The organism is Aeromicrobium sp. CFBP 8757, assembly GCF_014841755.1.
In the GTDB taxonomy this organism is placed as follows: Bacteria; Actinomycetota; Actinomycetes; order Propionibacteriales; family Nocardioidaceae; genus Aeromicrobium.
In genome coordinates this window covers 356,464-367,564 of the sequence record NZ_JACYUM010000004.1, presented here as the reverse complement: position 1 = coordinate 367,564, position 11,101 = coordinate 356,464, and the positions used below count along the sequence as shown (strand labels likewise).

Sequence of the window (11,101 nt, the reverse complement as noted above, 5' to 3'; positions counted from 1 at the left end):
CGGCGGGTGGGGGCTACGGGTGGGTCATGCTCATGACGTCGAGGGCCTCGTCGAGGTCGGACTCGGAGACCTCGCCGCGCTCGACGAAGCCCATCTCGACGACGACCTGGCGGATCGTCTTCTTCTCCTTCACCGCGGTCTTGGCGACCTTGGCGGCGTTCTCGTAGCCGATGTAGCGGTTCAGCGGCGTGACGACCGACGGCGACGACTCGGCGAGCTCGAGGCAGCGCTCCTCGTTGGCCGTGATGCCGTCGACGCAGCGGTCGGCCAGGACGCGCGAGGCGTTGCCGAGCAGGCGCATCGACTCCAGGATGTTGCGGCCGATCACGGGCAGCATCACGTTGAGCTCGAAGGAGCCCGACGCGCCGGCGGTCGCGATCGTCGCGTCGTTGCCGATGACCTGTGCGGCGACCATCAGCGTGGCCTCGGGCAGGACGGGGTTGACCTTGCCGGGCATGATGCTCGAGCCGGGCTGCAGATCGGGCAGCGCGATCTCGCCGAGGCCCGTGCGGGGGCCCGAACCCATCCAGCGCAGGTCGTTGCAGATCTTGGTCAGGCTGACGGCGATCGTGCGCAGCTGGCCCGACATCTCGACGAGCCCGTCGCGCGCGCTCTGGGCCTCGAAGTGGTCGACGGCCTCGGTGATCGGCAGGCCCGTGTTGGCGGCCAGGATCTCGATGACGCGCTGAGGGAAGCCGATCGGCGTGTTGATGCCGGTGCCGACGGCGGTGCCGCCCAGGGGCACCTCGGCGGTGTGGGGAAGGGCCGACTCGACGCGCGCGATGCCGCGACGGATCTGCGCCGCGTAGCCGGCGAACTCCTGGCCGAGGGTGACGGGCGTGGCGTCCATCAGGTGCGTGCGGCCCGACTTCACGACGGACGCGAACTCGGTGGCCTTGGCCTCAAGCGACGTCGCGAGGTGGTCGAGCGCGGGGATCAGCTCGTTGGTCGCCGAGGCGGTCGCGGCGACGTGGATCGACGTCGGGAACACGTCGTTGGACGACTGCGACGCGTTGACGTGGTCGTTGGGGTGGACGTCCTTGCCGAGCGCCTTCGTGGCGAGGGTCGCGATGACCTCGTTGGTGTTCATGTTGCTCGACGTGCCCGAACCCGTCTGGAACACGTCGATCGGGAAGTGCGCGCCGTGCGCGCCCGAGGCGACCTCGTCGGCAGCCGCGACGATCGCGTCGGCGACGTCCTGGTCGAGGATGCCCAGCTCGGCGTTGGCCGTCGCGCAGGCGGCCTTGATCTGGGCCAGGGCGCGGATCTGCGCCGACTCGATGGGGGTGCCGGAGATCGGGAAGTTCTCGACGGCCCGCTGGGTCTGCGCGCGCCACAGGGCGTCGACGGGCACGCGGACCTCGCCCATGGTGTCGTGCTCGATGCGGTACTCGCTGCTGTGTTCGGTCATGTCGGCACGATAGCGCTGCGTCGCGGTCGACGTCCGGCGAGGATCCAGTAGCGCTCGTCACGTCCCTGCAGCCGGACGTCGACGGACTCGACCGTCACCTCGTCGAAGTGCGCCTCGAGCAGGGCCCGCACGGCGTCGGAGTCGGCCATCGACCAGATCGCGAGCAGTCCGGTGGTTCGCAGGCGCGCGGCGCACGTCGCGACGAAGCCCTCGCGGTAGACCGCGGCGTTCTCGTCGTGCACGAGGAAGTCCGGACCGTTGTCGACGTCGAGCAGGATCGCGTCGAACGAGGCTCGTGGCTGGGCGGAGACGACGTCGCGCACGTCGCCCACGACGACGTCGAGCCGCGGGTCGTCGAGCAGGTCGGCGCCGGGGATCGTGCCGTCGCGCATCCGGTCGACGATCTCGCCGTGCAACTCGGCGACGACGACCCGGTCCACGACGCCCGACGCCAGCAGCTCGCGGGTCGTGAAACCCAGGCCGAGCCCGCCGACCAGGACGTCGCGTGCCCCGGTGTCGAGCGCCGTGCCGGCCAGCAGACGCTCGGACGTCGTCTCGAGGTCGTCCATCACGAACACGCCGTTGACGCGCAGCTCCAGGGCGCCGTCGTCGCGCCGGCGCACGATCACCTCGTCCATGGCACCACCCTAGACACCGGGCGACCGGCTCAGCCGAACGAGAACGCGTACACCTGCAGGTCGCCGTCGTAGCGGACCGTCAGGGTCTCGGGCCCGAACGGCGCGACGTGGACCTGGCGCGGCTCCGGGTCGCCGTCGACGACGATGCGACGCGTCATCCCGCTGGAGGTCGTGACGGTCAGGGTGCCGCTGCCCCCGACGAGCTGGTACGCGGCCCGGCCGCGGTAGCTGACGCGGGCGACGGCCCGGTCACGCGGCACGAGGTACTCGGTGCCGGTCGTCCACAGCCCGCCCAGGCTGAACGTGCCGTCGGGCTGGGCCGTCGACGGCAGGCGGAAGCGCGTGTCGTCGCCGACGACGGTGTCGGACTCGCTGTCGACGCGCGTCCCGCGGGAGTCGGCGAGGTCGATCTGCCCCGTCGTGCCCGGCTCGGGGTCCTCGCCGTCGTCGAGCGCACCGACCGGTGCCGGCAGGGGCGCGTCGGGGTCGCGCTCCTGCAGCAGCTGTCGCAGGAGCCGCTCGGTGCGCTCGGCTCCACCCTCGCCGAGCGAGATCGCCCGAACGGTGCCGGAGGTGTCGACGAGGTAGGTGGAGGGCAGGACCTGGGTGCGGTAGTCGGTCAGGGTCGCGTAGCCCTGGTCCTGCAGGACGGGGAAGGTGATCGCCAGGTCGTCGAGCGCGCGGGCGAGCCACCGGTCGTCCTTCTCGTAGGCGCGCTCGGGGGAGTGGACGCCGACGACCTGCAGCCCCGCGTCGGCGTACGTCCGCTGCCACGCCGTGACGTACCGTGCGGCGCGGCGGCAGCTGAGGCACGACCCGGAGAAGAAGTCGACGAGCACGACCGATCCGCGCAGGTCGTCGAGTCTCGCCGTGTCTCCGCCGGGCGTGTTGAGCCACGTGCCCTCGCCCAGGGCCGGGGCGGGGCCGCACCGCGCGAGGCGGTCGCTGCCGGGCGTGCAACGGTCGAGCAGCCGGTTGTCGGCGTTCGTCAGGGGGACGAGTCGCGGGGCCTGCGTCGAGGGGGCCGGGGACGGAGTCGCCGACGACGCCCCGGTCGTCGGCGTGCCCGTCGGGGCCAGCCCGGCCAGGCGCCCGGGGACGTCGAGGGCCGCCGCGGCCACGAGCACCATCGCGACCGCCAGCGCACCGAGCAGGCGTGGCGAGCGGCGCAGCATGGCGATCAGGTCACGGGGTCCGGGCACGACGTCCAGCATGCCGCCGATCCGTGGCTCACGCCCGGTAGATCGCGACCTCGCTGGCCTTGACCGCCAGGAACACCTCGGCGCCGGGCGCCAGGTCGAGCTCGGCGACGACGGGCGCCGTGACGTCGGCGGCGACCTCGTCGGTCCGGATGCGCACCTGCGAACCGCGCGGCTCGAGCTCGCGGACCGTCGCGGCGAAGACGTTGCGCGGGCTGCCGCCGGGACGCTCGCGGTGCACGCCGACGGCGCCGGGGGAGAAGACCGCGACCGCCGCGACGCCGTCCGGGACCGTCTCGTCGTCGTGGATGCCGGCCACCAGCAGGCCGCCGGCCGTCCGGACGCCACCTCCGTCGGTGGTCCCGCGGGCCAGGTTGAGCCCCGCGATGCCGGCGCCGAACGTGCTGCGCGGGCGGGCGAGGACGTCCTTCGTGGGGCCCTGCTCGACGACGCGGCCGGCCTCCATCACGACGACGTGGTCGGCGAGCAGCAGCGCGTCGAGCACGTCGTGGGTCACGATGACGGCGCTGCGCCCCCGCAGCACCGTGCGCAGCACCTGCCGCATCGCGGGCACGACGGTGATGTCGAGCGCGGCCATCGGCTCGTCGAGCAGCAAAAGCCGCGGGTCGGGCGCGAGGGCCCGGGCGATCGCGACCCGCTGGGCCTGCCCACCCGACAGCTCGGACGGCCGACGGTCGGCGAGCTCGGCGGCGTCGACCCGTTCGAGCCACGTGCGGGCGGTCTCGCGGGCGGCGCCGCGACGGGCACCAGCGCTGCGGGGTCCGAAGGCGACGTTGTCGAGCGCGTCGAGGTGCGGGAACAGCAGGGGGTCCTGTGCCAGCAGGCTCGTGCCGCGCTCGTGCGGCGGCACCCAGGTGCCGGCGGCGACGTCGAACAGTGTCGTGCCGGCGAGCGTCGCCCGTCCGGCATCGGGGCGCAGGATGCCCGCGACGACCGAGAGCACGGTCGACTTGCCCGAGCCGTTGGGTCCCAGCAGGGCGACGGTCCGGCCGTCCTCGACGTCGAGCGACACGTCGACGTCGCGCTCGGCCACGGTGGCGGTGAGGCGCAGGGTCATGCCGACACCCCGCGCGTCCCGCGCACCAGGCCGATGACCAGCACCGCCACGACGACCAGCACGAGCGACAGGGCGACGGCCGCGTCGGGGTTGCTCTCGCGCTGCAGGTAGATCTCGAGCGGCAGCGTGCGCGTGACGCCCTCGAGGCTGCCCGCGAAGGTGATCGTGGCACCGAACTCGCCGAGCGCCCGCGCGAACGACAGCACCGCGCCGGCGGCCAGGCCGGGCAGCACGAGCGGCAGCGTGACCCGTCGCAGGACGGTCGTCGGGCGCGCGCCGAGCGTCGCGGCGACGGTCTCGTAGCGTTGCCCGGCGGTGCGCAGCGATCCCTCGAGGCTCACGACGAGGAAAGGCAGCGACACGAACGTCTGCGCGATCACGACGGCCGTCGTCGAGAACGCGATCTGCAGGCCCAGCACGTCGATCGTCTCGCCGAGCAGGCCCTTGCGCCCGAACGTGTAGAGCAGCGCGATGCCGCCGACGACGGGCGGCAGCACGAGCGGCAGCAGCACGAGCGACCGCAGCAGCCCCTGCCCGCGGAACGACGTCCGTGCCAGCACGAGCGCCATCGGCACGCCGAGCAGCACGCACAGCAGCGTCGCGGCGGCCGACGTCCGCAGGCTCAGCAGCAGCGCCTCGCGCGACGAGTCGGACGTGATGAGCGACCAGAAGCTGCCCCACTGCACCCGTGACGCGAGCGCGACGAGCGGCAGCACGATGAACAGCGCTCCCGCCGCGGCGGGGACGAGCACCCACCGGGGGAGACCCGACGCGCGTGCGGAGACCATTGCAGAGACCCTGGACGTCGGCGCTACGGTGCGCCGAAGCCCGCCGCCGTCAGGACCGACCGGCCCTCGGGGCCCGTGACGTAGGCGGTGAACGCCTTCGCCGCGTCGGGGTTCCTGCTCCCGGCGAGTGCGGCGATCGGGTAGGTGTTGACGACGTCGGCCGACTCGGGGAACGGCACGCCGGCGACCTTGTCCCCGGCGCCCCTGACGTCGGTGACGTAGACCAGGCCCGCGTCGGCCTCGCCCGAGATGACCTTGCCGAGGACGTCGGTGACCGACTGCTCCTCGCTGACGGGCTGGATGTCGAGGCCCGCGGCCTTCTCGACGCCGGCGGCGGCTGCGCCGCACGGCACCTCGACGGCGCACACGACGACCGTGACGTCGGGGTCGGCCAGGTCGTCGAGCGAGTCGACGTCGGCGGGGTTGTCGGGCGGGGTCGCGATCTCGAGCGTGTTGGTCGCGAAGTCGGCGGGCGTCCCCTCGACGAGGTCGTCGGCGGTGGCCTTGTCCATGTTCTTGGTGTCGGCGGACGCGAACACGTCGGCGGGCGCCCCCTGCTGGATCTGTGCGACGAGATCGGCCGATCCGGCGAAGCTGAACGTCACCGAGACGCCCGGGTTGGCCTTCTCGAAGGCCGCACCGATCTCGGTGAACGAGTCCTTGAGCGATGCGGCCGCGTAGACCGTCAGGGTCGTCTCGCGCGGGGCGTCGGACGACGGGCCCGCCGCGGCATCGTCGTCGGACGAGCCGCAGGCTGCCAGGGACGAGAGCAGCAGGGCCGCGGCGACCGTGCCGATGAGGCGCTTCATGAGTGGCCCTCCAGGGACTCGACGATGACGTTGGTCGACTTGATGACGGCGACGGCGACGGACCCCGGTTCCAGGCCGAGCTCGTCGACGGCCTCGCTGCTCATCAGCGAGACGACGCGGAACGGGCCGCACTGCAGCTCGACCTGCGCCATCACGGCATCGGCCCTGACCGCCGTGACGAGCCCGACGAAGCGGTTGCGGGCCGAGCTCGACGTGCCGGACGTGTCGGTCGCCGCGCGTGCCTGCTGCTGGGCGAGGCTCGCCAGCTCGCGGCCGTCGACGGCCATGCGGCCCGATGAGTCGGTGACCGACGCCAGCGAGCCGGCCGAGATCCAGCGCCGCACGGTGTCGTCGCTGACCCCGAGGAATCGTGCTGCATCGGAGATCCGCAGGTGCGACATGGATGACATCCTAGGGCATCATCTGCGGTGGAACCTCTCGGATGGCACCGTAGGTGCGTACCGGTGCGGCTGGTGCGGCGACCGGGCGTGGCGGGGGTCGTGCCTACGACGGGGAGTCGTCGCCGGCGGCCGCCGACGTCGTGCGGGCCGCGGTGCGCGCGATGGCCTCGACGTACGTCGCGTACAGCTGCGCGGGCATGTCGTGCGCCATGCCCGCGATCTCGAGGTGCTCGGCTCCGGGGATCGCGTCGGCCGTCGCCTTGCCGCCGGACCGGTGCACCAGCGGGTCGTTGAGGCCGTGGATCACGAGGGCGGGCAGGTCGAGCGTCGCGAGGGCCTTGGTGCGGTCGGGCTGCGTCAGCACGGCCAGCATCTGGCGGGTCACGCCACTGGCCGTCCAGCCGCGGTCGTACGTCTCGAAGGCGCGGTCGCGGGCCATGACGTCGTCGGACGGGAACGCCGGCGATCCGATGACCTTCGAGCCCTTGAGCGACCGCTCGACGTACGAGTCACGGGTGCGTCCGGCCGACGACAGCATGACCGGGAACACCTTGGGGTGCTGGAAGCCGACCGTCCGCTTGCCGGTCGTCGACATGATCGACGTCAGGGAGAGCGCGCGGTCGGGGTGCTCGATCGCGATGGTCTGCGCGATCATGCCGCCCATCGAGACGCCGACGACGTGGGCGCGCTCGATGCCGAGGTGGTCGAGCAGCCCGATCGCGTCGCCCGCCATGTCGCTCAGCGTGTACGGCACGGAAACGCGCCCGATCAGCGGCAGCCCGGTGAAGGCGCGGACGATGTCGGTGCGGCCGACCTTGTGGTGGCGCAGCTTGGTCGAGCGTCCGGTGTCGCGGTTGTCGTAGCGGATGACGAAGAAGCCGCGCTCGGCGAGCTGCTCGCAGAACGGCGTCGACCACCAGCCCATGGGGCCGCCGAGGCCCATGATGAGCAGGATCGCGGGATCGTCGGCGTCGCCGAAGGTCTGGTGGCAGATGTCGATGCCCGACGGCAGCGACGCGAACAGCTCGTCCGACTGGGTGACTGACATGCGCTCGATCGTATCGGGGATCGCCGCCCCGGCAGCCCGACGTGCCCGGCGGGGCGGTGGGTCAGCGCTCGTAGTCGATGGCCGAGTACGCCTTGAGCTTGCCGAGCTGGTGCTCGCTCGTGATCTTGCGGATCGTGCCGCTGCGCGACCGCATCACGAGCGACTCGGTGTACGCCTTGCCGGCGCCGTAGCGGACGCCGTTCATGAGCTCGCCGTCGGTGATGCCGGTCGCGACGAAGAAGCAGTCGTCGGCGTCGACCAGGTCGTTGGTGTGCAGGACGCGGTCGAGGTCGTGCCCCGCGTCGATCGCGCGCTGGCGCTCGTCGTCGTCGACGGGCCACAGCCGACCCTGGATCGTCCCGCCGATCGCCTTGATCGCGCACGCCGTGATGATGCCCTCGGGGGTGCCGCCGATGCCGACCAGCAGGTCGACGCCGGTGTCGGGGCGGGCGGCCGTGATGCCGCCGGCGACGTCGCCGTCGATGATGAACTTGATGCGGGCGCCCGCGGCGCGGATCTCGTCGACGAGACCCTGGTGGCGGGGACGGTCGAGGACGCACACCGTCACGTCGCTGTTCGAGATGCCCTTGGCCTTGGCCACGAGGGCGATGTTCTCGGCGACGGGCAGCCGGATGTCGACGACCTCGGCGGCCTCGGGGCCGGCGATGAGCTTCTCCATGTAGAACACGGCGGACGGGTCGTACATCGAGCCGCGGGGAGCCACGGCCATGACCGACACGGCGTTGGGCAGGCTCTTGGCCGTCAGGGTCGTGCCGTCGATGGGGTCGACCGCGACGTCGCACGCCGGACCGGTGCCGTCGCCGACCTCCTCGCCGTTGAACAGCATGGGGGCCTCGTCCTTCTCGCCCTCGCCGATCACGACGACACCGCTCATCTGCACCGTGTTGATGAGCGAACGCATCGCGTTGACCGCGACGCCGTCGGCGCCGTTCTTGTCACCGCGGCCGACCCACCGGCCGGCGGCCATGGCTCCTGCCTCGGTCACACGGACCAGGTCGAGGGCGAGGTTGCGGTCGGGCGCCTGGGCGGCGGGCTTGAGGCTGTCCACGGGCACAGCCTAGCGGTCGGCCGTCCCGGGCGGGTCGGCGACGAGGTGGCACGGAGCACGTCGGCGGCTCGCCCCGTAAAGTGGGATGGCCGACACCGCACGGGTGTCGCAGAGGTGAGGACGTAGTGCCATGAGCTCGACCGGATCGTCCCGCGGCAATCCCGCGATCGGCGACATCATCCGTTCGATGGTCGTGATCGGCGCCGTGATCCTCGGCCTCTACGGCATCGGGCAGCTGTTCACCGCGAAGCCCGAGGCGAGCGTCGAGACGGTCGACTACGCCCAGGTCGTGTCGCAGGCGCGTCCCGCGGCGACGTTCCCGCTCGCGGCGCCGACGGGTCTGCCGGAGGGGTGGCGGGCGACGTCCGCTCGCTTCCAGGAGAACGGCTGGCACCTCGGTGTGCTGACCGACACCGACGACTACGTCGGCCTCGAGCAGCTCAAGGGCCCCGCGGTCCGGGCGGTCGAGCGCTTCGCGGACGGCAGCAAGAGCGACGGCACGGCCGACGTCGCGGGGCAGACGTGGAACGTCCGCACGGGGCCGAACGGGCGCCTGACGTACCTGCGCAACGAGGACGGTCTCACGACGCTGCTGAACACGACGGTCTCGCGACCCGTGCTCGAGGACTACATCGCGTCGCTGTCGACGTCCTGAGCCCCGGTGGCCTGGGCGAGTCGCGCCCTCGCCCCGTCGAGCCACTGCTGGCAGATCGCCGCGAGCTGCTCGCCGCGCTCCCACAGCGCGAGCGACTCGTCGAGGCTCGTGCCGCCCTGCTCGAGCCGCGACACGACGGCGATGAGCTCGTCGCGGGCCTGCTCGTAGGGGATCTCGGGCGGTGACGTGGGCTGTGTCGTCTCAGGCATGGTCGTCCTCGGGGCTGGTGGAAGCGGTGGCGGCGGGCTCGGTGGCGAGCGTGCGGGTCGTGATCGTGCCGTCGGCGACGCGGACGGTCAGCTCGGTGTCGGTCGTGACCTGGCCGATCGAGGTGACGACGGTGCCGTCGGCCAGCTGGGCGACGCCGTAGCCGCGCTCGAGGGTCGCGAGCGGCGACAGCCCCCGGACGCGGGCGAGGTGGTGGACGATCTCGTCGCCCGCCCGGTCGAGGCGGTGGCCCAGCGAGCGGCGCGAGCGGTCGCGCCAGTCGCGGACGACGGACTGCTCGGCGTCGACGAGCGTCGACGGCTGGGCGAGCACGGGGCGCGAGCGGACGTCGGCCAGCCCGCGCACCTCGCGGTCGACCATCGAGCGGATCGCGAGGGACGCGCGCTCGCGCATCATCGCGACGCCGGCGAGCTCCTCGCGGACGTCCGGGACGATGCGCTTGGCGGCGTCGGTCGGCGTGGACGCCCGCAGGTCGGCGACGAGGTCGAGGATCGGGGTGTCGGGCTCGTGGCCGATCGCGCTGACGACCGGCAGCGCGTACGCGTGCACGGCCCGCACGAGCGCCTCGTCGGAGAACGGCAGGAGGTCCTCGACCGAGCCACCGCCGCGGGCGATGACGACGAGATCGATCGAGCGGTCGGCGGCCAGCTCGGTGAGCCCGGCCATGACGTCGCGCGCCGAGTCGTTGCCCTGCATCAGGGCGTGACGCACGACGAAGTGGACGTCGGGCCAGCGCAGGCGCGCGTTCTCGAGGATGTCGCGCTCGGCCGCGGAGTTGCGACCGGTGATCAGCCCGATGCCACGGGGCAGCAGCGGCAGCGGCTTCTTGAGCCGGGGGTCGAACAGGCCCTCGGCGGCGAGCAGCTGCCGCCGTCGTTCGAGCTGGGCCAGCAGCTCGCCCTCGCCCTGCGGGCGGATCTCGCGCAGGTCGAGCGAGAGGCTGCCGCGCGGCGCGTAGAACGCCGGTTTGGCGTGCACGACGACCCGCGATCCCTCCGTGACGGGGACCGGCGAGCCGTCGAGCACGCTCACGTGGCACTTGGCGTCGATCGAGATCTTCGCCGTCAGGTCACGCAGCGTCAGGAAGCAGATGCCCTGACGCCGCGTGAGCTGGGCGATCTCGGCCTCGACCCAGACGGCCCCCAGACGGCCGATGTAGCCGTCGAGCAGCTGCGAGATCTGTCGCAGCGGCGCGGGGGTGTCCGCGCTGGTGTCGAGAGCCATGCCCTCAGCGTAGGGGCCGGGTACCCCGCGTCAGCGGGACGTGTCGAGGCCGGCCTCGGCCGTGGCGACCGTGACCGATCCGCCGGCGGGACGCCGCACGACGTAGCTGCTCGACCAGATGTCGTGACGGCCGACGGGCACGCCGGTGCGCTGGGCCTCCCACATCTCGCCGTCACCGGCGTAGATCGCCGAGTGGTAGGCGGTGCCGCCGCGCATGAAGACCAGGATGTCGCCGGGCTTCTTCTTGCTCTTGGGGACGCTGGCGCCCGAGAGCTGCGCGCCGGACGTGCGACCGATCTTCTTGCCGGCCTTCTTGTAGACGTACTGGACGTAGCCGGAGCAGTCGAAGCCGCTGGGCGTCGCGCCGCCGTAGCGGTACGGCTTGCCCTTGAGCTTCTTGGCCTGGCTGATGACGGCCTTGGAGCGGTCGGTCTTCACGGTCTTGACCGTGGTCTTGGTCGAGCCCTCGGCCAGGGCCGGGGCGGACAGTCCGGTGAGGACGATGGCGGAGCCGAGAACGAGGCTCGCTGAGACGCGTGCGTACATGCGCATA

General features: G+C 72.3%; 13 protein-coding genes. 1 reads left to right on the top strand and 12 read right to left on the bottom strand.

The window, feature by feature from the left end:
- Nucleotides 1-13: 13 nt before the first annotated feature.
- The 9 genes from IFT73_RS13705 to glpX all read right to left on the bottom strand — a co-directional run bounded on the left by IFT73_RS13705 (nt 14) and on the right by glpX (nt 8,441).
- On the bottom strand, nt 14-1,411 hold the full coding sequence (locus IFT73_RS13705; protein ID WP_192168106.1) for an aspartate ammonia-lyase: 1,398 nt from the start codon (nt 1,409-1,411) through the stop codon (nt 14-16).
- The gene (locus tag IFT73_RS13700) at nt 1,408-2,049 is read right to left on the bottom strand and encodes a hypothetical protein (RefSeq protein WP_192168105.1); all 642 of its coding nucleotides are present in this window, start codon (nt 2,047-2,049) and stop codon (nt 1,408-1,410) included. Before IFT73_RS13700 ends, IFT73_RS13705 begins: the two co-directional genes overlap by 4 nt.
- A 29-nt stretch (nt 2,050-2,078) precedes the next feature.
- Nucleotides 2,079-3,251: a redoxin domain-containing protein gene (locus IFT73_RS13695; RefSeq protein WP_192168104.1), complete on the bottom strand. Its 1,173-nt coding sequence runs from the start codon at nt 3,249-3,251 to the stop codon at nt 2,079-2,081.
- A gap of 28 nt (nt 3,252-3,279) precedes the next feature.
- Nucleotides 3,280-4,326, bottom strand: a complete 1,047-nt coding sequence (locus tag IFT73_RS13690) for a sulfate/molybdate ABC transporter ATP-binding protein (RefSeq protein WP_192168103.1) — start codon at nt 4,324-4,326, stop codon at nt 3,280-3,282.
- Complete coding sequence (locus IFT73_RS13685; protein ID WP_192168102.1) at nt 4,323-5,114, bottom strand: ABC transporter permease; 792 nt, start codon at nt 5,112-5,114, stop codon at nt 4,323-4,325. The genes IFT73_RS13690 and IFT73_RS13685 overlap by 4 nt, the downstream gene beginning before the upstream one ends.
- Before the next feature lie 23 nt (nt 5,115-5,137).
- Nucleotides 5,138-5,923 carry a molybdate ABC transporter substrate-binding protein gene (gene modA / locus IFT73_RS13680; RefSeq protein WP_192168101.1) on the bottom strand — a complete coding sequence of 262 codons (786 nt, stop codon included), beginning with the start codon at nt 5,921-5,923 and terminating at the stop codon, nt 5,138-5,140.
- Nucleotides 5,920-6,324, bottom strand: a complete 405-nt coding sequence (locus IFT73_RS13675) for a molybdopterin-binding protein (protein ID WP_056610877.1) — start codon at nt 6,322-6,324, stop codon at nt 5,920-5,922. The genes modA and IFT73_RS13675 overlap by 4 nt, the downstream gene beginning before the upstream one ends.
- A 103-nt stretch (nt 6,325-6,427) precedes the next feature.
- The gene (locus IFT73_RS13670) at nt 6,428-7,372 is read right to left on the bottom strand and encodes an alpha/beta fold hydrolase (protein ID WP_192168100.1); all 945 of its coding nucleotides are present in this window, start codon (nt 7,370-7,372) and stop codon (nt 6,428-6,430) included.
- A 61-nt stretch (nt 7,373-7,433) separates the two neighbouring features.
- Nucleotides 7,434-8,441, bottom strand: coding sequence for a class II fructose-bisphosphatase (gene glpX, locus IFT73_RS13665; protein WP_192168099.1), 1,008 nt, complete (start codon nt 8,439-8,441; stop codon nt 7,434-7,436).
- A gap of 130 nt (nt 8,442-8,571) precedes the next feature.
- Here glpX and IFT73_RS13660 point away from each other — a divergent pair, with 130 nt between their 5' ends.
- The gene (locus tag IFT73_RS13660; protein ID WP_056610884.1) at nt 8,572-9,096 is read left to right on the top strand and encodes a DUF4245 domain-containing protein; all 525 of its coding nucleotides are present in this window, start codon (nt 8,572-8,574) and stop codon (nt 9,094-9,096) included.
- Here the strand turns inward: IFT73_RS13660 and IFT73_RS13655 are convergent.
- From IFT73_RS13655 to IFT73_RS13645, 3 genes are read right to left on the bottom strand one after another with little or no spacing between them, the layout of a single operon-like run.
- Nucleotides 9,069-9,305, bottom strand: a complete 237-nt coding sequence (locus tag IFT73_RS13655; RefSeq protein ID WP_192168098.1) for an exodeoxyribonuclease VII small subunit — start codon at nt 9,303-9,305, stop codon at nt 9,069-9,071. The genes IFT73_RS13660 and IFT73_RS13655 overlap by 28 nt on opposite strands.
- The gene (xseA, locus tag IFT73_RS13650; RefSeq protein WP_192168097.1) at nt 9,298-10,548 is read right to left on the bottom strand and encodes an exodeoxyribonuclease VII large subunit; all 1,251 of its coding nucleotides are present in this window, start codon (nt 10,546-10,548) and stop codon (nt 9,298-9,300) included. Before xseA ends, IFT73_RS13655 begins: the two co-directional genes overlap by 8 nt.
- Before the next feature lie 30 nt (nt 10,549-10,578).
- Nucleotides 10,579-11,100 carry a C40 family peptidase gene (locus tag IFT73_RS13645; RefSeq protein WP_192168096.1) on the bottom strand — a complete coding sequence of 174 codons (522 nt, stop codon included), beginning with the start codon at nt 11,098-11,100 and terminating at the stop codon, nt 10,579-10,581.
- Between the last annotated feature and the right edge of the window lies 1 nt (nt 11,101).